Genomic DNA, 24,013 nt, shown 5'->3' with positions numbered 1-24,013 from the left:
CTAGGCTTTCAGGGTGGCGAGGTAGTCGGCCGGATCAGTGCCCATGGCTTTGCATACCGCCTGGGCCTCGGCGTCCAACTGGTCGACAGTGGTCGGGGTTTCTACCTTACGTTCACGGGTCTGCTGACCCTTGAGCGCGGCAATGGCGGGGGGTTGCTCCAGGTAGGTTTTGAGCGCGGCGGTGTTGCTCTTGCCCAGCTCACGCGCCCAGGACTCCTGGGCTGGTAGCAGGCGGCCATCGGCCAGGCCGGCAGTCACCAGGGTTTCAACTTCGCCACCAACCTGGGTGGCCTTGAGCGCGACGATGTCCGCTTTCAATTCCTCAACCACGGCCACGGCCACGAACTTGGCCGGGTCAACGGCTTGGTTTTTGGCAGCGGCCAGAGCCGTTTGCAGTTCCTGGACTTTGCCCGCGTCGGCCTGGAGGCCAGTGAGGGCGGTTTGGATGTCTTCTTCGCTGGCGTCCGAGGACAGGCCCAGCAGTGCAATCAATGCGGCTTTATCCACACCGTGGTTCTCCTTTGTAGATGGGGCGGCCGGGTCGGCCAGGGTGAAACGCGCAGCCGCCCGCGCCGGCAGGGATTCCATGCCGTCGAGTGCGGGGTAATTGGTGAGGCCGACATGCAGCAGCTCCAGGACGGCACCCGTGCGGGTGTCGTAGGTGAAGACCGGGCTTAGGTAGCGGTATTCGCGGGACTCTATGTAGTTGGAGGCCTTGGCCGTCCAATCAGGCTCGGTACAGAACTGGCCCTGGCCATCGCGCCACTCAAGCCCAATGCCCTTGACCCAGCCAGCGGCAGGCGCGGGAAGGCCGTTGTTCTCGCTGTTGAGCGTCTGGTGCTCGTAGTCGATGACAAAGTCAGTAGCTCGGGCGGCGGCCTTGGCCATCACCTGGGCGGCGATGGTGGCGTCCATGAGCCAGTGCCCGGTCGCTACATCATTGGGGCGGCCATCGCGGGCCTTGAAGGCCCCGGCCGGGAAAAGCTGGATGGCCGCGCCCGCTGCCTGTATCTCAAAGGTACAGGCGGCGATGGCGGTTGTTGGGGTGGGGGCGTTTTTCTTCATGCCGCCAGTTTCGGCGGCATGAGGGTGGGGTTATAGATTGAAGGGGTTCAGTACCTTCCATAGCCAACTAAGGAGCCACAGCACAGGAGCGGCGGTAGCCCCAATAACAAGCAGTTCCCAGGGTGTAAGCACATGCTGAAGTTTGTCGAGATAACCGCGCTGATTCCGGACATCCGTGAATTTCCACCAGCGCACGCGCATACGGTCGAGCACACTAGGGTGATCAAGCAGGCTTTCAACACGATTAAACGTAAAGAAGCTAGGCACAAGCCGCATTACCCAATCACGGGTTATATCGTCGGTGTTGTACGTGTGTGTAAAAAGCAGCGGCTCTTGTTCCTCATTCTCTCCATCGATTACTGGCGATTCAAAATGAACCTCTACCAGCCCTTGATCTGGGGAGTGGCACACTATTAGCTTTGCGCCACGTTCCACGGTGATTGTTCTTGTAGTGCCTTCCTCCGTACGCTCTAAAACTCCGGTTCCAGTACTTTGAGGCGCGAACTGAAGCCCCACGTAAGTCGTACCCAGCAGAAATTTCCCTAGCGGTAATCCAAGTTCGTCATGCGAATGACGAAACCCTTCATCAGAGTCAATCACGAACAAGCGCACACCATGGTTGCGCCCCCTATCCTGAACCTCTCTAAAAACGTCGATTACTCGCTGTGCATGGAGTGGCCAATTTCGATTGACCCGCTCACACCTAAATTGGTTTTTGATTCTTTTGCGGCTTTCTTTGCGCCACATTCTCTGCACATTCATTTCCACCCGCCCTAATCTGCGCCTGAAATACCCTACAAGGGCGTTAGACCGGCGTTAGATGCATCGATCCACCACAACCACGAGAGCGACAGCACTCCCCAGGTAAAAATGCAGCCAGCGGCCTTCTAGGCGACCACTGTTAAACCGCCCCAAGGTCAAGCAACACGCTACCGTCCTGGTCATTCTTCATAACAAATTCTGGGTTCTTGAGGATCAGGTGCGCAAAGCCATCGGGGTGATCGAATATATAAGGCTCAACCGCGCTGATCCTGCAGGCCCCAAAGCCAAAGCGGTATTCACGCTGATAGGCATAGGCCGGGGATTTGCAGCTAAGGCCCCACTGGGTAACGTCCTCGGTGTATGCCACCTCGCCGGCCCAGACCCGCTTACTGGAAACATCCTGCAGCAGACTCAGGAACGGCCTAAGGTCCTTGTTGATAATAAATGCATAGTGGTCCCCGAAGTGTTCCTTCATCCGTTTCAGATCACTATTCAACGACTCCACCGATTCCGAGTCTCCTGGCATTCTCAGACTGAACCAGCAGTGCAGCCAGGACTCTTCGGGTTCGCAGTTGTGTATGGTGATGGCGGCAACGTCCTGGGCGGGAATCGCGTGGCCGTTTATAACCACTTCATTGATCGAATCGCCGCGCGTTGGGCGCCAGGAATGCACGCAGTTCTCTGCCCTGTCCGATACGCCTTCCATCTTACTGAGGCGGTAAGTCTCAGGCGTTTGGCAGTGCATCCGCCCGGCAATCAGCTTGTCCAGGAACTCTTCGTTACGGAAGAATTTAATCAGGCCAAGGAACTCATTGGCCTGAGGTGGGCGCTCTTGCATGCAAAATCACCAAAGTGAGTACTAAATTTGAGGGGCGGTAAGCTGAGTCAACAGAGGCCGTTCACTTTATCCTAAGAACTTCACCGTACTGGGGAAATGAAAGGGCATAGCCATCGTCAAGAAATATCAAGTGTGCATTGACGCTGTCTTGGGCTTCATGGCCTAACTGCTGCAAAATATCAGTAAAAGCCGTGATTTGATTTTCACAATCCTTTTGCAGTCTCTCAATTTCTGAATGCCATATGTCTGCCTGGCGCTGTGCTTGCATTTCAGTACCTGCCCCGCTTATGACTCCGCCTGTAGGCATATAAACAGTGCCGTCTGATACTTCGACGAAAACCGCGTAGTTTTTTTTACGCGCATTGGTCCGTTGCTCCTCGCTGAGTTCAGCGCCACTGACGCCATGAGCCACGAATTGCTCTATAGCCTCCGGCCAATTGCGGTGGAGCGCTTCAATAATTTCCAGCTTTGACCAGGGGGCAGGTTTATGGTCATAGATACCGATGGCGTAGAACGTGTTGGCGTTTACATAGGCGATTACCACTGGCCCAGTACGTTCTATCAAATGAGGTTTCTTCGCCTGGAGCTTTATCCCGAGGTGAAAATGATGGACACCCCAGTCATTAAGGAGGCCATCATGATTTAGTAGCGACTGGTGCGCGCCGCTTAGGTGTGGATTCAGGTCCCCACCCTGAGAAATTTTTCCCGAAAAAGTCGCCCAGCCCTGCTCGAAACCAATAGGCACGCTAAATACGTCGGAAACGTTCAGCGCCCGCGGGGCCGCCGAAATACGCCTGCGGAGGGAATCGAAAAAACGCCCCGGAAGACTGTTCGGTGCAATTGCGTCAACCTGATCGCCCCAGGCAACCCTCATCGATTCCCTGAGGTAGCTCTGCCAATCGCTCACAAAATCCGCTTTCAATGTTGGCATACCGGGCCTTCCTTTCTTGGCGTTTTGAGCGTCGAGGCCAACAAATAACAAGCTATAAAGTGGCACGCAACCAAAACATAACCTGTGCCCCTTTCGCTGGCTGCATGCTCCTCTGAGGCTTGGGTGCTATAGTGAGATGTCAGACGTGACACGGTGACATTCTCCCGGCCGTACCACGCAGCTTGCTGCGGAGGGCCATGTGGGGTTTCCAGGCTTCGGCCTGGGCGGGAGGCCCCACCGTCTGCCTACTTCGCTTTTCGCAGCAACCGCTGCAACTCCCTATCGCGCTTTGCCGCGTCCTTGCTCAGCCGGCGCAGGCTGCTCATAAACACTGCCTTGCCTGTCTTGGTCGCTTTCAGCACCGTTACATATCCGTCGTCTTCTTCCAGGATGTAGATCAACGAGCCATCGGCGTCGGTGATCTCGCGGCCTCGGTCAATGGCCGTCTGCACCATGGTGTATTCGTCTTGGGTGATTTCTGGGTGCTTGCGCAGTTGCTTGGCCAGCGTGTCCTCGGACAGCGCCACAAGCTGAGTTTTGGCCCCAAGCCGCTCGGCCACGGCTTGCCCAATAAAGGCCAACGGAAAGCTGCCGGCTGGTTTGCTGTACCACTCCGAGAACGCTGGGCCGCTTACCAGGTCAACAATGCTGGCGCGGGCCAGGCTGGCCGGTGCACCGTCCAGCTTTTCCACCAGGTGGCGAGCCAGCCCGGCACGGCGGCCGCCTGGTGGGTAATGGAAAGATGGGTGAACGCCTGCCGGAATCTGCTGCACTTCACCCGTGCGAGCGTTCACATAGGGCGCGCTTGGCACCTTGGGAGCCGGGCCTATGGTTTTGCCTGAGCGCTCAACCTGCCGGCCCGTGCGTTGTATGGCTCGGCACTTACAGCCGTAATCTTTCACCGGGAAGTGCGCCTGCCAGAATGGGTGATCAACGGGCAGGGTCAGGCCGTCCCACCCGGAATGATCAAGGCGCGGATTCTCGGAGTTATTGCCGTCGTACTCCAGATACGGGAAAGCATCCTTGCGCGCCTGGATGCGCTCCCACTGGCCCTCGCTATGGGCGGTGCGCAGGTTGGTGTCGTAGATGATTTTCAGGCGGCGCGGGCTGCCCAGTTGTACCTCGCGGGTGTTGCCGGTCAACGGATCGAGCTGCTCTTTACGCCCCCACCAGCCTTTGGCCTGCAGGGTTGGAGTGAGGCGCTGCTGGAAGTCGCGCAGGGTTGTGCCCTCGGCCAACGCCCTGTCTACCTCGGCGCGGATGTCCTGCAGCAGATCGAGCTGCATGACCTTGGCTACAGTAAATGCGGCCTGGTGCTGGGCCTGCCAGACGTCGCGGTAGTCAAAGCCAACCGCAAAGCCTTTTTGCCTGAAGTACTGCACGGCCTCTTCGGGTGGCAGCGGGACCAGGTCAACCATTAGACGGCACCGGTTCGGCCGGCCAGCGTACCGGCAAACAAGCCCTTGGCGATCAGCTCAACCACCTGGGCGGCGTCCAGCTGCGGCACCAGTTCGGGCAGGCGGTCGCGGAATTCCTCCAGGGTTTTACAGCTGGCGAGCAACTGCTGCACCGGGGCCATCATGTTGGCCACTGGCTCCCACTCGCTGGCCAGCTGGTCGGCCAGATCGTCCAGTGGGTCAGCCTCTGGCTGGGTTTTCAACGCAGCTACGCGGGTTGCCGCCGCACCTGGTTGCGCTTGGCTGGTTGTGCCAAGTACCGCATCACCTTTGCTAGGCAGCGGAATACGCAGCTTCTCATGCGCCCAGTTGACGGGGATTTGCAGGCCGGCATTAACCAGGTTTGGCAGCGCCTCTGCATAGGTGGCCATGTCTTCAGCTTCGACCAGGTCGAATTGGAAGCGAGGCAAGCGGCGCGGGTCTCGGTCGCCGCCCTTGTTAAGTACCAGGAGCGGGTACAGCAGGTATTGGCGCAGGCTGGTTGCGACTTGTTTGGCATCGCTCTTGAGCAGGTCGTGGCGTACTTCGTTATGCACCGCGCCCAGGGCATTGGTGCTGCTCTTGCCGTCGGCCTGGCTGGTCAGCGTGCCGCCGAGGATTGCTTTGGACATGCTCTTTTCAGCCCACTGCACCATCCAGTCGAATGGATCATGCTGGCCATTGGCTGCGTCTTTGAAGTCAATCTCCATGCCGCTGGGGATGATACCGGCCGCGTTGTGACCGATGTTGACCACAGCACGCAACAGGGTGGCCTTTTCCTCAGGCGATGCGCCGCTTGGGTACTTGCCCAAGCGCACAGGCAGGCCGTAAATCTCCAGGAATTCCGCCAGGTCACGCACGGCGTAGTTCTTGAACAGGTATGGCCACGCCAGCACCCGATAAAGACCACCGCGCGCTACATAGCCAGACTTCGCCTTGTGCTGGTGCATGATCCAGCCAAAGGGCTGTAGGCCCTCACCATTCTCGCTGCCATCGCGCAGGCGTAGTTCTGTACGAGTTTCTCGGTCGAGCTGGAACCAGGAAGACTCGCGATAATTGAAAGCCTTGGGTATCCACTCGCGGCCATACATGGCCCAGTCCAGCTCTATGCAAGAAAAGCCCTTGCCGATGCCATCGAGCATATCGAAGAGCAAATCCTCGAAGTCAGGCAAGTCCTGCAGGACTTCATTCAGCCAGTCGGTCTCGGCCTGTTCGGCACTGCTCGGATTGCGTGGCGGCAGTACCGACCAATCGACAGTGGTCAGAGCGCGGCGGCGCTTGCCGATCTCTGCCAGCAGGTGGGCGTCTTTCTCTTCCATGTCCTGGAACAGCTCGCACTGCGCTTTTATATCGCCTTGCTCGGCCGCCTTGAGTATCGCGGACAGACGCGGGGGCGTTAGCCCACTTGAGGGGTGTTCGGCGAACTCTTCGTGCAATTGACCCAGGCGCGAGGTTTGCTGTTCGCGCAGGGCCTGCTGCTCGATGGGGCGGCCGTGAATATCAACGATTGCCATAGGGTGTTTTCCTTAAAGGGTGCCTACCAGGCACCAGCCCAGCCAGCGGGCTGGTCGTCGCGGTTGCTGTCGGCCCAGCGGGCGGCACGGGTTGGTGCGGGCGTGTATCCAATTTCGCCGCCCTGTATCCAGGTGGCGCGAACTGCCATAACCAGTGAGATAGCGCTGTCGCCATGGCGCTTGCCTTTGCCGCCTTGCAACTCCAGGTCTTTCTGGCGGCCCTTATCAATAACGGGTATGCCTTTCTCGACCTTGATTGAGAGCAGGTCATCGAGCGTGGTCTGATGGCGCGGCAGTTCCAGGTTGAACGCTTCAAACTCGCCTTTGAGTTTTGGCATCCAGAGCGCATACCAGGAGAGGTTGAGTTGCACCTGATCGACCAGGCCTGCGCCATATTTCAGCGCCGCTTGTTCTGCCAAATAGCCGCCGTTACCCGTGGCATCGAATGCCAGGCCACTCAGGCGCGGCAGGCGGTCACATATAAAGAACATCACCTGGCGTTGCTGCTCGTAGGTCAGGTTGCGCAGCTCGACCTGGAACGACACCCGCTTGCGCAAATTGGGCAGCACCGCAAGCGGCGTGAAGACGGTGAGGTCACCTTTACGGGCAAAGTCTTCGCCAAATGTGTGGCGGTTCCTATCGGTTAGCCTGGCCAGCTCGGGCAGTAGGTTTTCTTCGCACCAGGCCTGCACCTCGGCCTCGCGCTGCCCCTGGGGCCAGCCCTCGAAGCCGGCCGGCGCTTCATAGCGGTAGATGCGTATCGAGTGGTCGGCAACCATCGCCTGCTCGATCAACACGCGGCTCAGGTAGTTGCCGCCGCTCTTTTTCGGCACACAACCGTATTCCTCATCGGCGCTCTCGATGTTCGGCGCGTTCTTATAGAGTTTGTCGCGCCACTCTTTTTCGGCCTCAGGCGACCAGGTTTGGCCAGTGACGTAGCAGATGCGCCTGTACAGACCCTCGGCTATGGCATCGTCCAGGGTGATGCGGTGCAGGCTGTAATCCTTGCGGCCCTCGCGAGCGTCCTGGATGTAAGTGTTGAAGGCGTTGTCCACGCCATTGTGGGTGCTGATCAAGCGCACCTTGTTGCCCCACATGGTCAGCGCCAACGCGGCCTTGAGCAGCTCTTCCAGGGATTCGTGGAAGGCCGCCTCATCGATCACCACGTCACCCTGCAGGCCACGTAGGTTGCTTGGCCGTGAACTAAGCGCCTGGATTTTCCGCCCCGTCTTCGGGAAGCGGATCATATAAGTGAGGATTTCTTCTTTCTTGCCGTCGTCCCAGAAGGTCTGCTCGTAAACGTCAGCCTCGGCCAGCTCATTGAATGCCTTGGCAAACAGAGCGCAAGCGGCGATGTATTCCAGCGCCATTTCCTGCTTGCTGCCCACATAGAAGGTGTTACAGCCCCCGCGACGGCGAGGCTTGGCACCGTTCATCACGTTGCGCCCGGCCTCGGCCCAGGTTAGACCGGTACGCCTGGATTTCTCGGCGATCATGATCTGTGATTCATCCTCGAACCAGCGCTGCTGGTAACCGAGGAAAACCGGCTCATTGGCCGGCTGGGCATCGATCATTTCCTGGGGAACATCGACGCCGTGCAGCTCCATTTCAGCCTGCAGGTCGATCTTTCGCGGGGCGCTGGTAGCATTTAAGCCCTTGCCAAGGTCGGCGCTGGACGCGCGCATGGCCACGTTAGGCCCTGCCCATCAAGATGCCGCGAATACGGTTTTCGAGCTGCTCACTCATACCGTCCTGGCCGCGCAGTTCTTCGCTGACAGCCTTGGCGGCTTCGGCGGCGTACTCCTCGCGGATTGCCTTGCGGTGTTCGGCCTGCCATTTCTTCTGCACCACGGAGGCACGACCCAACTCGGCCACTGCCTTGGCAGTTTTGGCCAAGTCGACCTTGCCGTCCTGGGCCATTAAGCTGTTGAAGATTTGCTCTTGCACCAGACGCATTAGCGCCTCGTTAACCGCACCTTCATCATCAGGAGCGGCGGCCACCATTGCTTTTGCTTGTTGACTGGCAGTCTTCAGTGCAGCCAGCCGGCCTTCAAAGTTCTGACCATACTCATGCAGCGCAGACTTTCCGATGCTGTGGCCACGCTCAGCCAAGGCAGAGGACAACAGCTCGTATTGGCTGAAATTGTTCTCGATCAACGCCTGGTCAAGCCACGCCTTTACCTCGGGAGGGAGCGCCAGCACCTTGCTTTTAGGCGGCATGGCTTATGCGCTCCAGTACTTTTCCGGGCGCGCAATGCCTGCATTGCACTCGATGGTGTACTCGGCAATGTCCACGCCGTAGTGGGTTAGCCCGGCGATCCACTGACCACTCGGCTGTTTTTTCAGCGTGACCAGGCTGCGATCCTTCAAGTAGTCCAGTTCGCGGCGCAGCTCCAGCGGCGTGGCGTCGGGATAGATGCCTTGGATGGTGGAGAGCACCACCGCCTCATGCGGGTCAACCGGGCGCGAGGTGTTCAGGGTGAGCAGGATGTACCAGCGCAGGGATTCCCGGCGCGCTTTGGCTGCATCGATCATTGCGCGTTCCTTTTAAGCAGGATGTTTTCAAACTTGAGCGCCAAGCCATCCAGCTTGGCCTCGATCACCGACTGGCCGCGTACCCAGTCCTCACGCCGCACGTATTCAATCGGCAACTCGGCCTTGAAGTGCAGGAAGGCACGCTCCAGTTTTTGCAGAGCCTCAGCGTCCTTGCCCTGGCGCTCTAGCACCTTTGCAAAACTGTCCTCCCAGTGCTGGCTGGCGACCTTGCGCGCCTCATCTTGGGCGGTAAAGCGCTCGGCTAGGCGCTTCTCAAACTGCCAGAGCAACAACTTCACGAGGCCGGTAATGACCGTGGCGAAAATTCCAAGCAGCGTTGCGACAGTTCCGAAGTCCATTTGCATCAGTTGCCCTCCAGGGCATCAATCAGAAGGTCAAGCTGCGCGGCGCTGTTGCGGCACTGCTCGGCGTAGCGGGTGTGATGCTCCAGGACGTCGCGCTGGCTGATGCCTGAATCGAGTTGCTCAGCGGCTCGGCCTTCGGCGACTTGCGCAGCAGCTCTGCCGGTATCTGCGGCCGATGGCATTCCGGCTGCGCGGGCTCCGGTTGCTTCGTCATAAACGCGCACCCAGCCAGCAGTGAACACGCAAGCAGGCAAAGGCTTAGGCTGCGCATCAAGGGCATCGCGATATAGGTCGTTAACACGGGCAATCTCTCCTGTGAGGCGGTCGGTAGTGGTGCGGTGGGTGCGCTGCTGCTCGGCCAGTTCGGCGGCTAGCTTGTCGTTGCGGGCTTGCTCATCGAGCAGCTTTTTAGCGGCTGCTTTGGCACTGGCTTCGCGGGCTTCGGCGCGCTCCAGGTCTAGTTGGGTATGCTCCAGGCGCAGCTTCTCTAGGGCCAAGTTGCCATCGCTTTTGGCCTGGGCAAAGCCTGCGTCGTGAGCGTTCTGGAGCATTGAGTCATGCGCCCAGAACAAAGCACCTATCAGCAACAACGGCCCCAGCGGACGGAGAAGGGTTAACCAGTTCATAGGGTCGCCTCGCAAAGCTGGCGCTCGGCCGCACGGCGGCGCTCAAGCCCACGGAACTTGCGACCGCCAGCACTCACCCAGTAGCTGAGCTGTGCGCAGGCCGGCTGGATACGACCAGCTTGCAGATGCAACAGCATGGTCGAGTGGCGGCCATTCTTGAGCCAAACAAAGCCGTCCTTTACGCCTGGTTTGCCTGGGCCGACGTTGTAGATAAAGGACAGAAAGGCCGCGATGCTTTTGGTGTCCATGCCCGCGATAACCTTTGCAGGCACCCAGCGCTCGAAGACGTCCGCCGCTTCCTGGAGGGCGAGCTGGGTTTTCTGATCACACTCGGCATCCGTCGCAACATCACCAAGGCGCACGCCTCGCGTCCATCCCTCGCAGATGGTCGGAATACCAACAGGGTCGAGGTGGGCCAGTAAATTGCGACCCTCGTAGAGCGCGACAACAGGCGTGGCGGCAACGATTGCCAATGCGATACGGGTTTTAATGCCCACGGGATGCACCTCCGATCAGCGCGCGCAGTTCGGCCAGGCGCTGATTGCCGAACTCAGGCGCTGAACTTGTGTGGTGAATTACGCTGTTTTTTGCTTCGCGACGGGGAGCCGCTGGTGGGGTTTCGCGTGCGCTTTGCGCGCGACGGTCGATGTGCGCTCGGTAGCTTTTGACTTTGTCGTAGCCCATCTGCACGTATTTCTTTACCAGCGGCAGCAGCTCTACTGGGCAGCGCTCTAGCAGCATGCGGCGCTTTTCCAGCGATGACTCGGCCAGTATGGCGGCGGCCAGGTCGCGTGGGTTCGCTTGGGATACGGGGGCTTGATTGTTCATGCCGCCATGTTCGACGGCAGGCGGGTGGTGGTGTGATTTGAAGCGGTTCAGTAGGAAGTAAAAACCCCGCATTTAGCGGGGTTTCGGGTTACTCGATTTCTTTCAGCGATAAGTCCGGCTTCTCAATTGAGGCGTCGCACTCAGCCAGATCACGCGCCCAAACTTTTTGGTCGTGGGCTTTTGCTTCCCCCTGGTAACGGCCAATCGCGCAGCTAGTCGCCTGGGCGTTCACATTCGCCATCGTCTGGCGGCATGCGTGGTAAGGGAAAGGTGCACGGTACTTGAGGTGGTCGTTAGGCCAGGCGGCAACTTTATCGCTGGCACTTTCCGCCATAGCACCTAGTGGCCTGTCTGGTTAATCCAATAACTCATTCCGAATTACAGCCAGCCTTGCTCGATGCACGGAGCTGATAATCGACTCAGCCGTTTTGCTCCAGCGGAACGGCTTAGCCGAATGTTCGTTATGAGCCTCAATGAAGCGACGTATCGCCGCTCTCAGGTCAGCCACGCTGCTGAAGGCATCACGATAAAGCGCCCGTCTTTCCAGTTGCGCAAACCAGCCCTCCACGGCGTTCAGCCACGAGGCGCTGGTCGGTGTGAAGTGCAGCTTGAAACGGGGATGCTTCTCCAGCCATTCCCTGACGGCAGCGGTCTTGTGAGTCGAGCTGTTGTCCAGAATTACATGCAGGTCCAGCTCGACGGGGGTGCTGCGGTCGATCTGTCGAAGGAACTCCAAAAACTCCTTGGCCCTGTGCCGCTGGGTGATACGGCCGATGACCTTACCCGTCAGGATGTCAAAGGCTGCGTACAGACTGGCCGTACCGTGGCGCTTATAGTCATGCGTCCGCCGCTCAATCTGCCCGGGCTTGAGCGGCAGCATGGGCTGTGTGCGGTCCAGCGCCTGGATCTGTGTTTTTTCGTCAACAGATAGCACCAGGGCGTTGTCGGGCGGATTCAAATAGAGCCCGACGACATCGACCACTTTGTCTGCAAAGTGCGGGTCGTTACTGATCTTGAAGGTTTTCAACCGGTGCGGCTTGAGGTCGGCAGCAGCCCACACCTGTGCGACCTGCCAGATGCTGACCCCAGCGTACTTGGCCATCAACCGTAGGCTCCAGTGGGTAGCTTCGCGCGGGACTCGCTGGGTCGTCAGCGTCAGGATTTCCTTGATCTTCGCTTCGTTGAGCTTGCGAGGCGCTCCACTGCGCCGCAGGTCACTCAGCCCCTCCAGACCGGTCTCCTGGTAGCGTTTACGCCATTTGAAGACCACTGGCGCAGAGACTTGCAGCTGCTCGCTGATCTCCTTGGGCGTGAGACCGTTGGCCAGCAGCAACAGAATTCTGGCCCGCTGGCCGATGCTCTGAGGCGGCGATCCCATGCGTAACCAGCCTTGCAGCATGTCGGCATCACTGGGACTCAAGAAGAATGGGGCTGCTGGCCGGGCCATATGGGAGCTCAATTCATGACGATAGAGCGCGCAGTATACTGGCCCGGCATTGGATTAACGAATTTTACAGACAGCCCACTAGTGCTGCCGTGGCGGTCTCCTTGCCGCAGCTGGCCTCTACCTGGTCACGCAATGAAACAGCCTCTTTGCGTAGCTCCTTCGCCATCGCGGCTGCCTGTGTATCCGAGTAGAACTCTTCCACTTGAGCCATGCCAGCAATGGGCAGTGACAGGGCAATAGCGAATAGAACAGCCTTATTCATGTTTCCTCCAGGTTCAGAAAAGCGAGCCTGTCGAAGGCTCAGACAGCGGTTGCTTGAGAATATCCCAAACTCTGCGGTCGCTAAGTTCGTTGCTCCGGGCCAACTCGGCTACCAGTGTATTGGCGCTGATGCCCTCACGCACGCCCTGTTCAAACTGGCGGTTGATTTCGAGGTCTCGCAGACGGCGCAGTGCCGTGTCGCACTTGGGAATATACATCGGCACGTTTGACCAGCGCTCGGCCATGATGCCTGCAGCGTTCTCGCCGATGATTTCTTTCAGTGCTTCCTGCCTAATGACACCCAAGCGGCGCACGCCTTTAGCAACTGTCCAGGTCGTACCCCCAAGCTGCTCGACCAGGCGCTGTGTAGCGGGCAAGCCTATGGCGTCGGCGATGTCCTGTATCTGCTGCGGCAGCAGGTTTTTGACCTGTTCCAGATTCACTTGGTGGGCCTCTCGTGGCGCTTGGCATCGTAGGTCAGCGCAGCAATCAGGCGGCGCAGTTGGTCGGCGTCGCACCACTCGACACGCTCGACCTTGAACATGCGCAGCGCCATGGCATCTGCATAGCTCCAGGGGCGGTTGGCTTCGGCCAGGAAGGCCTCGATCTTGGATACCTGGGCCGAACGGTCAGGCGCTGGCTTTGGGGCCGCGCGGCTGGTTTTCTTTGCTGGCTTTGGCTTAAAGCCCAGGCGCTCCAGCTCGATCAGTACGCGGCTGATCTGACTTGGTGTTAGGTCTTTGGAGCTTTTCACGCCAGCAACGCGGGCCAGGATGGCGTAGTAGGCATCATCGTCCAGGCCGAGCTGGCGGCGGGCGATCTGAATTTTCTGTTTACCTGCGCTCATACCGGATTCCTTGGGTTCATGGCATCGCGGAATGCCTGTAGGTCGCGCCGTGCCATGCCTGCCATGTAGCGAACGGCCAGGGTCAAACCTTCCTCAACCGTTGCCAGGTCGCCGGCCAGGCGGATGCACTCCATGTCTGCCATGGTTCCAGCGCCCAGTTCCGCCTTGAACTTAACGGCCTTTACCACTTGTTTCTGTTTGCGCTTGGCTGCGCGATAGCGTGCGGAACGGGCGCGGCTTAGGCGGCGTTCACTTCTGGTTTCACTCATCTTGGCTGCTCATCAGTACCCAGCAACCACGCTGGGCATACCACCACCGGCCAGGCCGGGGCGGTTTCGCTTAGTGGCGCGTGTTAGACAGAGGGTGTCGGTAGCAGGCCGGAACCCGGTCGAGCAGGACTTGCTGCATCGCCATGCCGTACAAGTCATGTGCGAGACGGCCGGCCTTGGTGGAGGGCATGGACTCGCGCAAATCCAGCGTTAGGCACACTTCGCCGCTTTGCTCTTCCAGGGTGAATATCACTTTGCTTCTCATGTTAGGCCCCCAGCGCCCGGAAGCCGGGCGTGTTGTGCGCGCTAAGGGTTTGGATATAACGGGCAATAGTGCCGAGGTTCTCGCGGTCGGCAGCAGCAGGGTCAATGCCCGGCACTTGGTGAGCGAGCGTCCCGCGCGGTGCTGCTGTCGGCTCAGCAGTTTCACGAACCACTTGACGAACCACTGCCAGGTCACCTACGGCTAGGGCAAAGTGCCCCTCGGCTGGTGGTTGCTCGACCAACTTAATCAGCCCGTCGATTTGGCAAACTGCATAAGTCTTGGCCATCTCAAACCCCCGCAATATCAAGAATGATCGTTTCGTAGGAGTCGTCGTCTTGACGCTCCTGAATACGGATGTAGATCGATTTGCCTGCCACGCTCAAGCTGTCTTTGACCGCGTCCATAGCCTTCCGCCATTCAGGGTCATCGATCTCGATTCGCATCAGTTCGGCAACACGCGCGACGCTGATTTCACCCTGGCGGTTTAGGGATGGTCTGAAAAAGACTTCCTGATTTTGGCAAAATATCCGCACTCCACCCGCCGAGTTTTCCGATGAAGCAGATGACCTTCGCCGACGCCGAGTACGCCGGCAAGCGCAAGCAGACCCGCAAAGAATTGTTCCTGATCGAGATGGATCGGGTAGTGCCATGGAAAGGGTTGATCGCTTTGATCGAGCCGCATTATCCAAAGGGTGAAGGCGGCCGACCGTCCTATCCGCTGATGGCGATGCTGCGAGTGCATCTGATGCAAAACTGGTTCGGTTACAGCGATCCGGCGATGGAAGAGGCGCTGTACGAGACCACCATCCTACGCCAGTTTGCCGGGCTGACTCTGGAGCGCATTCCTGACGAAACCACCATCCTCAACTTCCGCCGCTTGCTGGAAAAACACGAACTGGCTGCCGGCATCCTGGCCGTGATCAATGGCTACCTGGGTGACCGTGGTTTGTCGCTGCGCCAAGGCACCATCGTCGATGCCACGCTGATCAACGCGCCGAGTTCAACCAAGAACAAGAACGGTAAGCGTGACCCTGAGATGCACTCAACCAAGAAAGGCAATCAGTATTACTTCGGCATGAAGGCGCACATCGGGGTGGATGACGAGTCTGGCTTGGTGCACAGCGTGGTGGGTACTGCCGCCAACGTGGCGGATGTCACCCAGGTCGATAAGCTGCTGCACGGCGAGGAAAACATGGTGGGGGCCGATGCCGGATATACCGGTGTCGAGAAGCGCCCCGAGCATGAGGGCCGTCAAGTGATCTGGCAGGTTGCAGCACGGCGTAGCACTTACAAGAAACTCGGTAAGCGCAGCGCGCTGTACAAAGCCAAGCGCAAAATCGAGAAGGCCAAGGCCCAAGTGCGAGCCAAGGTCGAGCATCCGTTTCGGGTGATCAAGCGTCAGTTCGGTTATGTGAAGACGCGCTTCCGTGGCCTGGTCAAAAACACGGCGCAACTGGTGACTTTATTCGCGCTGTCAAATCTGTGGATGGCGCGCCGACATTTACTGACGAATGCAGGAGAGGTGCGCCCGTAATGCTGGAAATGGCTGCCGCGAGGTGCTCGCGGCGGCTAAAAACACAGAAATGAGCCGGTAATCTGATCGTTTTTGATCGATTTATCACTTTCGAAATCAGCAGAGGCTGACGTCAGCCAGAAATGCATGGCTACTTCAGAGGATCCCTAATGGGCTCGCGCCACTCCAAGGACACGCCCTGGAACATCACGGTGAAACGGGTGCTGCCCGCCGATGGGTGGCGCTGATAGCCCTCGGTCAGGCGGTCGCGCAGGAGGCGCTGGCCATCTTCGGGGCCGACCACCAGCAGGTTCGCTACCGGGTCGATGCGGTGCAGGCGAATACCCATGGCCTGCAAGGTGCGGCTGGCGCTGTTGAACACGCGCAGGCGGTCAGCCAGTTGTGGGGTAAGCACTTTCAACGGCCGTTCAGTGGATGCGTGCATGTGCGTTCTCCTTGGCGTTGCAGTTGGGGTTGTTTGGGCAGTGCTGGCAGGCGCGCCAGTGCTGCATGGCCATCGGGTTGTGCGTTGGCGCTGCTTTTTCGCGGTAGCTTTGGCACTCCGAGGCAGTGACCACTTCGCCCAGGGCGACGCACTCCAAGCGGCCCAGTACATCCATCACGCGGCGCTCAACGCCGGCCGTGCTGGGTGACGGGTAACGGTTGGCAAGCACCAGGCTCACAGCAGTGCGGCTCATGCCAATGCGCTGGCCGGTTTTGGTCATGTTGCTGCGGGCCACTTCGGCACCCAGCAGTTGCACAAACAGCGGGGGCTGTTCGCCCCAGGCTTCCAGGCGGGCGGCGTTCATTCGTCCACCTCGACTGGCTGGCGATAAATCACTTCGCCCAGGTTGGGATCGAACACCTGACCAACGCGCGGGATCATCGGCGGGCGCGGGCCGGTGTCGGCACCATGGGCCAGGCGGTAGCGCGCCATGGTGGCGGGAGTGCCCGGCTTGCCGACCACGACCATTACCAGGTACTCGGCTTTGTGCAGCCACTGTAGGTAAGACCTGGCCGTGCTCAGGCTAACGGCCTCACCACAGGCAGCGGTGCTTTGCACCAGATCGCGGGCGTCCACTTCACGCAGAATGCGCAGGCCGCGCCACATGGCCTCAACGCCTTGGCCTTGCGTGTTGAGCGTGCCGTCGCGGTTGAGCTTTGGCGCTTCTGCCCCTACGTCCTTTTGCAAGGTGTAGGTAGCAGCCGCATAGGTTTTGCCGTTTTTCAGCACGTAGCCACCGGCAATCAGGCAGCGCAGGAAGGTCAGAACGGTGTCGTCTTCAACCTTCGCTGCGCGGGCCAGGCTGTACACGCTGGCACCATCACGGCGCTCGCGCAGGGCTTCCCAAATACGCTGGCGGTTGCTTTTGCCTCCCAGCATTTGCAGGTCAGCCGGCTTGCGTCCTGTAGCCATCAAGCAGCCCTCCGAGTCGGGGCTTGGCCGGTAAACCAATCGCGCTTACCCCAGGTGGCAAGGTCGATGCTGTCCAGCCCCATGGCCTGGGCTTCGTTGTGGACGCGGTACAGGTTGACCGCTACGCGGCGTAGGCAACCTTTAACCTCACTTTGCAGCGCGGCTAGCAGGTCGTCGGCCATGGTTACGTGCGGGTAACTGGCGCGGGCAAGCTGCTGCATGTCTTCAACGGTAGCGGGCTGCGCTGGCACCCATTCCAGCACCCGGCTGTCTAGGCGCTCCAGCTTGGACAGGCTGGCGGGCACACGCTCTTCACCAATCAGCACAATGGTGCCCTGGCTGGCGTTGTACAGATCGGTCAGTACGTTGGCGGCGGCTTTGTCGAGGAGGTACTGCACGTCATCAACAATCAGTGGGCGACCACTACGGCTGAGCTGCTCGGCGATCTGGTCAACCATCTCGCTCAGGGTGCGGCCTGGAACGATGCCCATGTCGCGCAGGATGGCCAGCAGAAAGGCTTTTTTCGTCCAGGTATCGCGGCACTCGACGTAGTAGGCGCGGTGCATGTTGGCGGCATAGGCCGCCGCCACGCTTTTGCCCAAACCGGTTGGGCCATACATCACAACCAAACCAGGCAGGCCGCGTGGACGCTGCACGGCACGGTCGATGGCGCTGGCCAGCAGGCCCACATTGGTCAAAGGTACGATTTTAGAGTTGCTCATTTTTTTGTAGCTCCCTTGGTCAAGCGCGGGCCTGTTCGTCCGCGAATTCATACATGCGTTGAATTGATTTGAAGTCTTGGTGTTTGGGGTAGTTGGCGTGCCAGCGGGCTTCGTCGTCGGTCAGTTCGCCGCCAGCGGCCTGGCGGCCATCGAGCTTTTCCCAAAGGCGGTAGCGGGCCATGGCATCGCCGGGCACTTGGAACTGAGCATCCTGTTTTTCCATTGCCAGAGCCGCGTAGGTGCGAGCTTCTTCAAGCTGCTCAAGTGTCAGATCGGCGGGTTTCGCTGCCTTTGGCACTACACGCAGCTCGACGTCCTGCCCGGTCAGGGTCTTAGCCTTCTTGACGATGCGCGCCAGTTGGTTCTTCTCGCGCTTCTCGCCGGCTTTATCCAGCAAGCTCTGCGGCATGGCTTGACTGGCGTTGCCGCCCAACAAGGCCTCCCCGATCAAGTCGCCGTCGAGGGTGTGCACCCAAACGCGGCTGGCATCTCGGAAGTCGTAAGCGACACGCACCTCTTCGCCGTGGAACTCTTCCAGCTCGCGTAGGAAGTAGATGCCCCCAAAGATGCGCACTTCTGCGCGGTTGGTGGTGCGTACCACCTGCGGCCGCACCAGGCTGGCCACCACGTCTGCATCGGCCTTGAGTGGCTCCCAGCCATCGGCCTGCGCGGACTTCCAGGAATCCATCGGGCTTTGGTGGCGCATCAGTCCGGTGTCCAGGTCGCGGACTTTCGGCAAGCCCCGGTTCGGGTTGTGGTTGTAGACGTCCAAGGCGTTCTGCAGATCGGCGAAGAACGTCGCAAAGGTGGGTATCTGTGTTGGCTGAATGCCCTGAGTCAGTTGCTTGCGCGACAAACGATGCACGCGGGTGGCCGCGTCCTTATCCATGTCGGCACCGATGTAGCTGTCGTAGGTCTTGGCCAGGCGTACCAGGATGGTTTTGTGTGGGCGCTCGATCACGCCACGGGCCTGGGAGTTGTAGGGCAGCGAGTGCGTGATAGTGCCGCCTAGTGGCCTGTCTGGTTAATCCAATAACTCATTCCGAATTACAGCCAGCTTTGCTCGATGCACGGAGCTGATAATCGACTCAGCCGTTTTGCTCCAGCGGAACGGCTTAGCCGAATGTTCGTTATGAGCCTCAATGAAGCGACGTATCGCCGCTCTCAGGTCAGCCACGCTGCTGAAGGCATCACGATAAAGCGCCCGTCTTTCCAGTTGCGCAAACCAGCCCTCCACGGCGTTCAGCCACGAGGCGCTGGTCGGTGTGAAGTGCAGCTTGAAACGGGGATGCTTCTCCAGCCATTCCCTGACGGCAGCGGTCTTGTGAGTCGAGCTGTTGTCCAGAATTACATGCAGGTCCAGCTCGGCGGGAGTGCTGCGGTCGATCTGTCGAAGGAACTCCAAAAACTCCTTGGCCCTGTGCCGCTGGGTGATACGGCCGATGACCTTACCCGTCAGGATGTCAAAGGCTGCGTACAGACTGGCCGTACCGTGGCGCTTATAGTCATGCGTCCGCCGCTCAATCTGCCCGGGCTTGAGCGGCAGCATGGGCTGTGTGCGGTCCAGCGCCTGGATCTGTGTTTTTTCGTCAACAGATAGCACCAGGGCGTTGTCGGGCGGATTCAAATAGAGCCCGACGACATCGACCACTTTGTCTGCAAAGTGCGGGTCGTTACTGATCTTGAAGGTTTTCAACCGGTGCGGCTTGAGGTCGGCAGCAGCCCACACCTGTGCGACCTGCCAGATGCTGACCCCAGCGTACTTGGCCATCAACCGTAGGCTCCAGTGGGTAGCTTCGCGCGGGACTCGCTGGGTCGTCAGCGTCAGGATTTCCTTGATCTTCGCTTCGTTGAGCTTGCGAGGCGCTCCACTGCGCCGCAGGTCACTCAGCCCCTCCAGACCGGTCTCCTGGTAGCGTTTACGCCATTTGAAGACCACTGGCGCAGAGACTTGCAGCTGCTCGCTGATCTCCTTGGGCGTGAGACCGTTGGCCAGCAGCAACAGAATTCTGGCCCGCTGGCCGATGCTCTGAGGCAGCGATCCCATGCGTAACCAGCCTTGCAGCATGTCGGCATCACTGGGACTCAAGAAGAATGGGGCTGCTGGCCGGGCCATATGGGAGCTCAATTCATGACGATAGAGCGCGCAGTATACTGGCCCGGCATTGGATTAACGAATTTTACAGACAGCTCACTAGGCGGTCATTAACCTCGTACACCACGGCGTTATCAAAGCCGCTGCCGTTATCCACATAGAAAACTTTGTACATGCCGCAGCGGCTGACGCTATCGCGAATGGCGTCCAATGTTGCAATGGTCGACTCGGCCAGGTTGACCGAGAAACCGACAATGCGCCGGGTGCCCCAGTCGATAATTAGCGTCACCTCTGGCCGGAATATTTGCCCGGTCAGCGGGTTGATCACCTCGGCGTCGAAGGTGTGGCCGTCAGCCACCCACACGTCATTCGGCCACAGCGTGTCGGCTGCGCGGCGTTTCATTGCCTTGAGCGACTTGATTGCATGCGCGCCCATGCGCCCATGCTCACGCTGCTGTGGCGAGAGTTTGGCCAAGTAGCGACGAATCGCATGGATGCCAGGTGCGCCAGGGTATTCAGCGCTAAAGGCCTCATAGGCGGCCACGACGCTGGGTTTTTGCGGCCGCTGATAATGCTTGAGGAACAGCGGAGCCCAAGACGGCATAGTCACATCCTGCTTGCGCCGAATCGGGGCCAGGGCCACTTCGCCGTGCTTGCGGTAGTCGGCCAGCCAACGCTTAAGGGGGCGTTCGCTCAGGCTGCGGTCAGCGCTTTTGCGGTCATTTGCACGCTCGACACGCTCAGCTAGGTAGGGGCTGAGCTGCCCATCACGCGCCAAGCCAACCAGCGTCAGAATGGCTCGCTGCTGGCTGACGACCTGACTCATACGCTCAATTTCACGAACAAACGACACGCGTGCGCTCATCACTGAACGCTGATCGTCGTTTAAGCGTGACGCTGAAAGCCCATCACGCTTTGGCGAAATAAGCGAGTGTGGTGCTGTGGGCTTGGGGGCTTCTTGCGGTTGCTCCTGCTGTACCAGGCGGGCCAGTATTCCGGCCTGTGCTTCGGCTGGCAGTACGGCAAAGGAGTACTCGACGGCTTTGGAGCCGATGCGGCGCTGGCCTTCCCAGCCCTCACGCTCAGCCATCAGCCTCACATTCCTATCGGTGGTCGGAAGCCCTGGCAGTCCAGCGAGTTCCTGAGCTGTGAACCACTTACGCATGGTTATCCCCCAGGATTTTTTTCAGCTCTCGCGCCTTGCGGCTGGCATCCGAGGCAACACGCTCCAATCGACCCAGTTCGGCATCCAGTGCTTCGCGGCCATAGGCCACCCGACCGCCTCGCTGGTTGACCTGCCAGTTGGTCAGCAGATGGCTCGCGCACACCTCTTCCAGCAGTGCCGCTCTATAGAAAGGAAGGTTATGGTCGACGCGGGCCGGGCTGGCCCAGGCGTCCAGCATGTTCTTGCTCACGTCATCGCCGGACAGGCGCGACATACGGGCGGCGATCTCATAACGATCCAGATCGGTGGCTTTCAGCAGCTCGCTTACATATTCGCTGACTTGGGCGGCGTAGTTGCCGTGGCCAGGGATAGCCAGCTTGGGTTGGGGAACAGCGAAGATGTCTAAGGTGCGGTCGTCTTTTCCGTGACGCATGTCTATGCCTCCGTGCCGGTTTTACGGTGCCCAAGGTCATAGGCTGGGTTATGCTTTTGCATATCCGCCGCCATAGCTTCTGGGCGCTTGGGTCGCAGACGTTGCGGGGTGCCATCGGCATTCCAGCGTTCCGGCCAGAGCACCTCGACCTGAAGGTCGAGTGCACCGGCAATTGCCCGCTCCATACGCGGATAAGCAGTACGCTTCACGTTCTTGATGGCTGGGCCGGATACGCGCAGCTCTCGGGCGAGTTTGGCCAGAGACGTACCTTTGGTGCGGAGCTGGTACTTGATCCATTCCCAACGCTGGGCGGGGTCAAGGGGGATATCGGCTGTGTTCATGCTTGGCGTCCATTTCAACCACCTGGCAGGGTGGTTTTTTGGGGTGTTTAACGTTACCTACGGCATAAACATAGCGCGGATAAAAGCGCATGTAAATCGGATATGCGCGCATCCGATTCATTTTTACGAGCGGCGCACTCGAAAACATGAGCAGAGCGAGATAAATCAATGACTTACAGGGAATCGGATAAATCGGATGCTTCAAGCGCTGAGCACCTGATTCCACCCAGTGCAATCGGATGCTTCCGTGAGCGTCTAAAAGAGGCGATGGGCTCAGTGGCGGCACGCGCATTTGCGCGCAGCTGTGAGCTTTCAGAAGGGGCTATACGCAGTTATCTGAGCGGCGAGACCTATCCGACACTAGATAGGCTTGAGCAGATAGCTGCTGCCGCTGGGGTTTCTGCTGTATGGCTGGCATACGGGATTGAAGAGCGGCCACCAACGGTCATCGAAGACGATGACTACGCCTACGTCCCCCTCTACGACGCCCGCTGTAGCGCAGGTAGTGGCGCGTGGAACGAGCGCTCCCGCGTTCTGGTTCAGCTATCGTTCACGCGCTACAGCCTGCGCAAGAAGGGCCTGACGCCCGTTGATCTGGCGTGCCTGCGTGTGGATGGCGATTCGATGACAGGTCTGCTGGAAGACGGCGACACGGTCATGATTGACCAGCGCCGCAATACCCTTGAGGGGGAGGGTGTTTATGTCGTGATGCTTGATGATCACCTGTACGCCAAGCGCTTACAGCGTCAGTTCGATGGCTCTGTACTGATCATCAGCCACAACACTGCATACAAAGAGATGATGGTGCCCAGGGATCGCCTGCCCGAGCTGCAAATCATAGGCCGCGTGGTGTGGGCCGGCGGCTGGATGGTTTAGTTTTACAACCCGAAAAGGAATGTCGATATGAAAGTAGCTCTAGCCTTTGTCCCGCCCGGCGGCGGTGAAACCGATTACTCGCTGGAAATTGAAATGCCCGCGATTCCGCAGCAAGGCGACTACATCGCTGTAAATCGAGGTGATGAACCTCGCGTGGAGAGCTTCATCGTTCGGCGCGTTCATTGGGGCTTTCAGGTCAATGATGATGGGGGCACTGGCAGGACCACAACGATCTGTGTTGAATGCGAGTTTGCAGACTGCGAGTTTGCTACCGATAACCACAAGCGCGCTGTCGACATGTACCAGAACAGGACTGGTAAGCGCCTTACATTCGACGTTTCGGTTTACTAGCTTGTAATGCCAAAAAGCCCGCAAATATGCTGGCTCTTGGCGTTTTCGAGTTTTGGCACTGAACAGGCCGGGCGGCACCCCGCAAGCCCATGCTGCCCGGCCTCTTCCGGCATTATCCGGTTTCTTCCGGCACTTGCCCCCTGTGCCAATACTCCCGCTAGCTCACAGAGATCCAAAACAGTCTCTTAAACCCGCGCCTCGATCACCCGCACCAGTCCGGCATTGCGCGATGGCGCCAGGCCAAGCGCCTGGGCCGTACGGCTCGGGTCGAAGACCTCGACCTGGCTGAAGCCGCAGCGCTGGAAACCCTGCACAATCGCCTGGTCATTGCGGTAATGCAGAGGGTAGTTGCCACGGGTCAGCCGGCCGATCAGGCCGACGCCCCAGCGCAACTGGCGGTAACGTGGGTGCTCGCGCAGGTCCGGGTACAGTTCGGTCAGGTAGGTGGCCTGGGGGAACTCGCGCAGCTGCTCGGCCAGGCGCGTCCAGAACGACTCGATCAGCGCCAGCTCGAAGTAATTCACCAATCCTTCGGTAATCACCACCACCGGTTTGCCGTGATCCAGCTCGGCGAACAGCGCCGCCAGGCTTTTGCCACCCTCCTCGGCGAGGATATCCACGGCGCGCACCTGATGCTGACTGCCCAGCCAACCCTCGGCATTCAGCAGTAGGCGTTTACGCGCGGCCATCACCGGCAGATCAGCCTCGACGTAGCGCACATGCGGATACCGCGCAGTAAAGCGACGGCCGCGTGGCGACAGGCCGCAGGCGATCTCTACCACCTGAGACACGCCGCCCTGCTCAATCGCCGCCGTCAGCTGGGCATCAATCTGCAGATGCCGTTGCAGCAGAAACTGCTCAATATCCAGACCGAAACCGACCCGCGTTCCCCAGGTAATGGGGCTGAGCAGACCATGCACAAAACGCCCGAAACCGGTGGCAAAAGCCGCATCTGCCAGCTGGTGGCGATACCAGATATAGCCGGTGTAATGGGCACTAGGGCTGATATGGGCGCTGCTGACGCGGGCACGTTCAGACATGATTCAGGCTCTTATTGTTATGATCATGGGCCGCTTAACGACGCTCGGCTGAGTGTCCGAAACGGCAACAG

Annotated in this window: 34 protein-coding genes and 1 other RNA gene; 3 read left to right on the top strand and 32 right to left on the bottom strand. The window is 59.2% G+C overall.

Annotated elements, in window-relative coordinates:
- The 22 genes from BLW24_RS12530 to BLW24_RS12420 form a co-directional block, all read right to left on the bottom strand.
- Positions 1-1,065 (bottom strand): phage protease, encoded by a 1,065-nt coding sequence (locus BLW24_RS12530; protein ID WP_090381227.1) that lies wholly within the window; start codon positions 1,063-1,065, stop codon positions 1-3.
- A 30-nt stretch (positions 1,066-1,095) separates the two neighbouring features.
- Positions 1,096-1,812 carry a hypothetical protein gene (locus BLW24_RS25595; protein ID WP_139272664.1) on the bottom strand — a complete coding sequence of 239 codons (717 nt, stop codon included), beginning with the start codon at positions 1,810-1,812 and terminating at the stop codon, positions 1,096-1,098.
- 154 nt (positions 1,813-1,966) lie between these two features.
- A complete protein-coding gene (locus tag BLW24_RS12520; protein ID WP_090381217.1) occupies positions 1,967-2,665 on the bottom strand; it encodes a hypothetical protein in 699 nt (232 codons plus the stop codon).
- A 61-nt stretch (positions 2,666-2,726) separates the two neighbouring features.
- Positions 2,727-3,596, bottom strand: coding sequence for a hypothetical protein (locus BLW24_RS12515; protein ID WP_090381214.1), 870 nt, complete (start codon positions 3,594-3,596; stop codon positions 2,727-2,729).
- A 245-nt stretch (positions 3,597-3,841) separates the two neighbouring features.
- Positions 3,842-5,014, bottom strand: a complete 1,173-nt coding sequence (locus tag BLW24_RS12510) for a phage head morphogenesis protein (RefSeq protein WP_090381211.1) — start codon at positions 5,012-5,014, stop codon at positions 3,842-3,844.
- Positions 5,014-6,546, bottom strand: coding sequence for a DUF935 domain-containing protein (locus tag BLW24_RS12505; protein WP_090381206.1), 1,533 nt, complete (start codon positions 6,544-6,546; stop codon positions 5,014-5,016). Before BLW24_RS12505 ends, BLW24_RS12510 begins: the two co-directional genes overlap by 1 nt.
- A 23-nt stretch (positions 6,547-6,569) precedes the next feature.
- Complete coding sequence (locus BLW24_RS12500; protein WP_338062068.1) at positions 6,570-8,237, bottom strand: hypothetical protein; 1,668 nt, start codon at positions 8,235-8,237, stop codon at positions 6,570-6,572.
- A 1-nt stretch (position 8,238) separates the two neighbouring features.
- Positions 8,239-8,766: a DUF3486 family protein gene (locus BLW24_RS12495; protein WP_090381201.1), complete on the bottom strand. Its 528-nt coding sequence runs from the start codon at positions 8,764-8,766 to the stop codon at positions 8,239-8,241.
- Between the two features lie 3 nt (positions 8,767-8,769).
- Entirely contained in the window at positions 8,770-9,081 is a 312-nt protein-coding gene (locus BLW24_RS12490; protein ID WP_090381194.1) for a hypothetical protein, read from the bottom strand.
- Positions 9,078-9,446, bottom strand: coding sequence for a hypothetical protein (locus tag BLW24_RS12485; RefSeq protein WP_090381187.1), 369 nt, complete (start codon positions 9,444-9,446; stop codon positions 9,078-9,080). Before BLW24_RS12485 ends, BLW24_RS12490 begins: the two co-directional genes overlap by 4 nt.
- A complete protein-coding gene (locus tag BLW24_RS12480; protein WP_090381181.1) occupies positions 9,446-10,072 on the bottom strand; it encodes a hypothetical protein in 627 nt (208 codons plus the stop codon). Before BLW24_RS12480 ends, BLW24_RS12485 begins: the two co-directional genes overlap by 1 nt.
- A complete protein-coding gene (locus BLW24_RS12475; RefSeq protein WP_244161153.1) occupies positions 10,069-10,569 on the bottom strand; it encodes a lysozyme in 501 nt (166 codons plus the stop codon). Before BLW24_RS12475 ends, BLW24_RS12480 begins: the two co-directional genes overlap by 4 nt.
- On the bottom strand, positions 10,559-10,900 hold the full coding sequence (locus BLW24_RS12470; protein WP_090387721.1) for a hypothetical protein: 342 nt from the start codon (positions 10,898-10,900) through the stop codon (positions 10,559-10,561). Before BLW24_RS12470 ends, BLW24_RS12475 begins: the two co-directional genes overlap by 11 nt.
- Positions 10,901-11,255: 355 nt before the next feature.
- Positions 11,256-12,347, bottom strand: coding sequence for an IS630 family transposase (locus BLW24_RS12460; RefSeq protein WP_090381172.1), 1,092 nt, complete (start codon positions 12,345-12,347; stop codon positions 11,256-11,258).
- 64 nt (positions 12,348-12,411) lie between these two features.
- Complete coding sequence (locus BLW24_RS12455; protein WP_090381169.1) at positions 12,412-12,609, bottom strand: hypothetical protein; 198 nt, start codon at positions 12,607-12,609, stop codon at positions 12,412-12,414.
- 13 nt (positions 12,610-12,622) lie between these two features.
- The gene (locus BLW24_RS12450) at positions 12,623-13,051 is read right to left on the bottom strand and encodes a Mor transcription activator family protein (protein ID WP_167360362.1); all 429 of its coding nucleotides are present in this window, start codon (positions 13,049-13,051) and stop codon (positions 12,623-12,625) included.
- Positions 13,048-13,455, bottom strand: a complete 408-nt coding sequence (locus tag BLW24_RS12445; RefSeq protein ID WP_090381155.1) for a gp16 family protein — start codon at positions 13,453-13,455, stop codon at positions 13,048-13,050. The genes BLW24_RS12450 and BLW24_RS12445 overlap by 4 nt, the downstream gene beginning before the upstream one ends.
- On the bottom strand, positions 13,452-13,724 hold the full coding sequence (locus BLW24_RS12440; RefSeq protein ID WP_090381150.1) for a hypothetical protein: 273 nt from the start codon (positions 13,722-13,724) through the stop codon (positions 13,452-13,454). The genes BLW24_RS12445 and BLW24_RS12440 overlap by 4 nt, the downstream gene beginning before the upstream one ends.
- An RNA gene (locus BLW24_RS12435) (hammerhead ribozyme type II) lies at positions 13,724-13,796 on the bottom strand. The genes BLW24_RS12440 and BLW24_RS12435 overlap by 1 nt, the downstream gene beginning before the upstream one ends.
- The gene (locus tag BLW24_RS12430) at positions 13,795-13,989 is read right to left on the bottom strand and encodes a hypothetical protein (RefSeq protein WP_139272663.1); all 195 of its coding nucleotides are present in this window, start codon (positions 13,987-13,989) and stop codon (positions 13,795-13,797) included. The genes BLW24_RS12435 and BLW24_RS12430 overlap by 2 nt, the downstream gene beginning before the upstream one ends.
- A gap of 1 nt (position 13,990) precedes the next feature.
- A complete protein-coding gene (locus BLW24_RS12425; protein WP_090381143.1) occupies positions 13,991-14,275 on the bottom strand; it encodes a hypothetical protein in 285 nt (94 codons plus the stop codon).
- A 1-nt stretch (position 14,276) separates the two neighbouring features.
- On the bottom strand, positions 14,277-14,522 hold the full coding sequence (locus BLW24_RS12420; protein WP_090381139.1) for a DUF3164 family protein: 246 nt from the start codon (positions 14,520-14,522) through the stop codon (positions 14,277-14,279).
- A 20-nt stretch (positions 14,523-14,542) separates the two neighbouring features.
- Here BLW24_RS12420 and BLW24_RS12415 point away from each other — a divergent pair, with 20 nt between their 5' ends.
- On the top strand, positions 14,543-15,523 hold the full coding sequence (locus tag BLW24_RS12415) for an IS5 family transposase (protein WP_090375326.1): 981 nt from the start codon (positions 14,543-14,545) through the stop codon (positions 15,521-15,523).
- 130 nt (positions 15,524-15,653) lie between these two features.
- On the opposite strand, the gene BLW24_RS12410 is transcribed toward BLW24_RS12415, so the two are convergent.
- The 9 genes from BLW24_RS12410 to BLW24_RS12370 form a co-directional block, all read right to left on the bottom strand.
- Positions 15,654-15,947 carry a hypothetical protein gene (locus BLW24_RS12410; protein ID WP_090381136.1) on the bottom strand — a complete coding sequence of 98 codons (294 nt, stop codon included), beginning with the start codon at positions 15,945-15,947 and terminating at the stop codon, positions 15,654-15,656.
- Positions 15,931-16,311, bottom strand: a complete 381-nt coding sequence (locus BLW24_RS12405; protein WP_090381131.1) for a hypothetical protein — start codon at positions 16,309-16,311, stop codon at positions 15,931-15,933. The genes BLW24_RS12410 and BLW24_RS12405 overlap by 17 nt, the downstream gene beginning before the upstream one ends.
- Positions 16,308-16,919: a hypothetical protein gene (locus BLW24_RS12400; RefSeq protein ID WP_090381126.1), complete on the bottom strand. Its 612-nt coding sequence runs from the start codon at positions 16,917-16,919 to the stop codon at positions 16,308-16,310. Before BLW24_RS12400 ends, BLW24_RS12405 begins: the two co-directional genes overlap by 4 nt.
- Complete coding sequence (locus BLW24_RS12395; protein ID WP_090381121.1) at positions 16,919-17,641, bottom strand: AAA family ATPase; 723 nt, start codon at positions 17,639-17,641, stop codon at positions 16,919-16,921. Before BLW24_RS12395 ends, BLW24_RS12400 begins: the two co-directional genes overlap by 1 nt.
- A 19-nt stretch (positions 17,642-17,660) precedes the next feature.
- The gene (locus BLW24_RS12390) at positions 17,661-18,602 is read right to left on the bottom strand and encodes a Mu transposase C-terminal domain-containing protein (protein WP_090381115.1); all 942 of its coding nucleotides are present in this window, start codon (positions 18,600-18,602) and stop codon (positions 17,661-17,663) included.
- A gap of 63 nt (positions 18,603-18,665) precedes the next feature.
- The gene (locus tag BLW24_RS12385) at positions 18,666-19,757 is read right to left on the bottom strand and encodes an IS630 family transposase (RefSeq protein WP_090375546.1); all 1,092 of its coding nucleotides are present in this window, start codon (positions 19,755-19,757) and stop codon (positions 18,666-18,668) included.
- Positions 19,758-19,821: 64 nt separating this feature from the next.
- Complete coding sequence (locus tag BLW24_RS12380) at positions 19,822-20,901, bottom strand: DNA-binding protein (RefSeq protein WP_090381109.1); 1,080 nt, start codon at positions 20,899-20,901, stop codon at positions 19,822-19,824.
- On the bottom strand, positions 20,894-21,334 hold the full coding sequence (locus tag BLW24_RS12375) for a hypothetical protein (protein WP_090381105.1): 441 nt from the start codon (positions 21,332-21,334) through the stop codon (positions 20,894-20,896). Before BLW24_RS12375 ends, BLW24_RS12380 begins: the two co-directional genes overlap by 8 nt.
- A gap of 2 nt (positions 21,335-21,336) precedes the next feature.
- Positions 21,337-21,675: a helix-turn-helix domain-containing protein gene (locus tag BLW24_RS12370; RefSeq protein ID WP_090381100.1), complete on the bottom strand. Its 339-nt coding sequence runs from the start codon at positions 21,673-21,675 to the stop codon at positions 21,337-21,339.
- 168 nt (positions 21,676-21,843) lie between these two features.
- On the opposite strand from BLW24_RS12370, the gene BLW24_RS12365 reads away from it, so the two are divergent.
- Together BLW24_RS12365 and BLW24_RS12360 are read left to right on the top strand one after the other, a co-directional pair.
- Positions 21,844-22,551 carry a S24 family peptidase gene (locus tag BLW24_RS12365; protein WP_090381095.1) on the top strand — a complete coding sequence of 236 codons (708 nt, stop codon included), beginning with the start codon at positions 21,844-21,846 and terminating at the stop codon, positions 22,549-22,551.
- Between the two features lie 27 nt (positions 22,552-22,578).
- A complete protein-coding gene (locus BLW24_RS12360; RefSeq protein ID WP_090381089.1) occupies positions 22,579-22,902 on the top strand; it encodes a hypothetical protein in 324 nt (107 codons plus the stop codon).
- 185 nt (positions 22,903-23,087) lie between these two features.
- Here BLW24_RS12360 and BLW24_RS12355 read toward each other — a convergent pair whose 3' ends face one another.
- A complete protein-coding gene (locus BLW24_RS12355) occupies positions 23,088-23,942 on the bottom strand; it encodes a class I SAM-dependent methyltransferase (RefSeq protein ID WP_090381086.1) in 855 nt (284 codons plus the stop codon).
- Positions 23,943-24,013 lie beyond the last annotated feature (71 nt).

It is taken from the genome of Pseudomonas anguilliseptica (assembly GCF_900105355.1).
GTDB lineage: Bacteria > Pseudomonadota > Gammaproteobacteria > Pseudomonadales > Pseudomonadaceae > Aquipseudomonas > Aquipseudomonas anguilliseptica.
This window is presented reverse-complemented; position numbering and strand designations above follow the sequence as displayed.

What these genes read in the sequence shown, in the direction of transcription:
- BLW24_RS12355 (WP_090381086.1), bottom strand. Translation starts at nt 23,942, where the DNA reads ATGTCTGAACGTGCCCGCGTCAGCAGCGCCCATATCAGCCCTAGTGCC.
- BLW24_RS12530 (WP_090381227.1), bottom strand. Translation starts at nt 1,065, where the DNA reads ATGAAGAAAAACGCCCCCACCCCAACAACCGCCATCGCCGCCTGTACC.
- BLW24_RS12375 (WP_090381105.1), bottom strand. Translation starts at nt 21,334, where the DNA reads ATGCGTCACGGAAAAGACGACCGCACCTTAGACATCTTCGCTGTTCCC.
- BLW24_RS12485 (WP_090381187.1), bottom strand. Translation starts at nt 9,446, where the DNA reads ATGCAAATGGACTTCGGAACTGTCGCAACGCTGCTTGGAATTTTCGCC.
- BLW24_RS12470 (WP_090387721.1), bottom strand. Translation starts at nt 10,900, where the DNA reads ATGAACAATCAAGCCCCCGTATCCCAAGCGAACCCACGCGACCTGGCC.
- BLW24_RS12405 (WP_090381131.1), bottom strand. Translation starts at nt 16,311, where the DNA reads ATGAACGCCGCCCGCCTGGAAGCCTGGGGCGAACAGCCCCCGCTGTTT.
- BLW24_RS12480 (WP_090381181.1), bottom strand. Translation starts at nt 10,072, where the DNA reads ATGAACTGGTTAACCCTTCTCCGTCCGCTGGGGCCGTTGTTGCTGATA.
- BLW24_RS12410 (WP_090381136.1), bottom strand. Translation starts at nt 15,947, where the DNA reads ATGCACGCATCCACTGAACGGCCGTTGAAAGTGCTTACCCCACAACTG.
- BLW24_RS25595 (WP_139272664.1), bottom strand. Translation starts at nt 1,812, where the DNA reads ATGTGGCGCAAAGAAAGCCGCAAAAGAATCAAAAACCAATTTAGGTGT.
- BLW24_RS12520 (WP_090381217.1), bottom strand. Translation starts at nt 2,665, where the DNA reads ATGCAAGAGCGCCCACCTCAGGCCAATGAGTTCCTTGGCCTGATTAAA.
- BLW24_RS12360 (WP_090381089.1), top strand. Translation starts at nt 22,579, where the DNA reads ATGAAAGTAGCTCTAGCCTTTGTCCCGCCCGGCGGCGGTGAAACCGAT.
- BLW24_RS12445 (WP_090381155.1), bottom strand. Translation starts at nt 13,455, where the DNA reads ATGAGCGCAGGTAAACAGAAAATTCAGATCGCCCGCCGCCAGCTCGGC.
- BLW24_RS12515 (WP_090381214.1), bottom strand. Translation starts at nt 3,596, where the DNA reads ATGCCAACATTGAAAGCGGATTTTGTGAGCGATTGGCAGAGCTACCTC.
- BLW24_RS12505 (WP_090381206.1), bottom strand. Translation starts at nt 6,546, where the DNA reads ATGGCAATCGTTGATATTCACGGCCGCCCCATCGAGCAGCAGGCCCTG.
- BLW24_RS12495 (WP_090381201.1), bottom strand. Translation starts at nt 8,766, where the DNA reads ATGCCGCCTAAAAGCAAGGTGCTGGCGCTCCCTCCCGAGGTAAAGGCG.
- BLW24_RS12455 (WP_090381169.1), bottom strand. Translation starts at nt 12,609, where the DNA reads ATGAATAAGGCTGTTCTATTCGCTATTGCCCTGTCACTGCCCATTGCT.
- BLW24_RS12425 (WP_090381143.1), bottom strand. Translation starts at nt 14,275, where the DNA reads ATGGCCAAGACTTATGCAGTTTGCCAAATCGACGGGCTGATTAAGTTG.
- BLW24_RS12380 (WP_090381109.1), bottom strand. Translation starts at nt 20,901, where the DNA reads ATGCGTAAGTGGTTCACAGCTCAGGAACTCGCTGGACTGCCAGGGCTT.
- BLW24_RS12510 (WP_090381211.1), bottom strand. Translation starts at nt 5,014, where the DNA reads ATGGTTGACCTGGTCCCGCTGCCACCCGAAGAGGCCGTGCAGTACTTC.
- BLW24_RS12430 (WP_139272663.1), bottom strand. Translation starts at nt 13,989, where the DNA reads ATGAGAAGCAAAGTGATATTCACCCTGGAAGAGCAAAGCGGCGAAGTG.
- BLW24_RS12400 (WP_090381126.1), bottom strand. Translation starts at nt 16,919, where the DNA reads ATGGCTACAGGACGCAAGCCGGCTGACCTGCAAATGCTGGGAGGCAAA.
- BLW24_RS12460 (WP_090381172.1), bottom strand. Translation starts at nt 12,347, where the DNA reads ATGGCCCGGCCAGCAGCCCCATTCTTCTTGAGTCCCAGTGATGCCGAC.
- BLW24_RS12415 (WP_090375326.1), top strand. Translation starts at nt 14,543, where the DNA reads ATGAAGCAGATGACCTTCGCCGACGCCGAGTACGCCGGCAAGCGCAAG.
- BLW24_RS12365 (WP_090381095.1), top strand. Translation starts at nt 21,844, where the DNA reads ATGACTTACAGGGAATCGGATAAATCGGATGCTTCAAGCGCTGAGCAC.
- BLW24_RS12385 (WP_090375546.1), bottom strand. Translation starts at nt 19,757, where the DNA reads ATGGCCCGGCCAGCAGCCCCATTCTTCTTGAGTCCCAGTGATGCCGAC.
- BLW24_RS12440 (WP_090381150.1), bottom strand. Translation starts at nt 13,724, where the DNA reads ATGAGTGAAACCAGAAGTGAACGCCGCCTAAGCCGCGCCCGTTCCGCA.
- BLW24_RS12395 (WP_090381121.1), bottom strand. Translation starts at nt 17,641, where the DNA reads ATGAGCAACTCTAAAATCGTACCTTTGACCAATGTGGGCCTGCTGGCC.
- BLW24_RS12370 (WP_090381100.1), bottom strand. Translation starts at nt 21,675, where the DNA reads ATGAACACAGCCGATATCCCCCTTGACCCCGCCCAGCGTTGGGAATGG.
- BLW24_RS12490 (WP_090381194.1), bottom strand. Translation starts at nt 9,081, where the DNA reads ATGATCGATGCAGCCAAAGCGCGCCGGGAATCCCTGCGCTGGTACATC.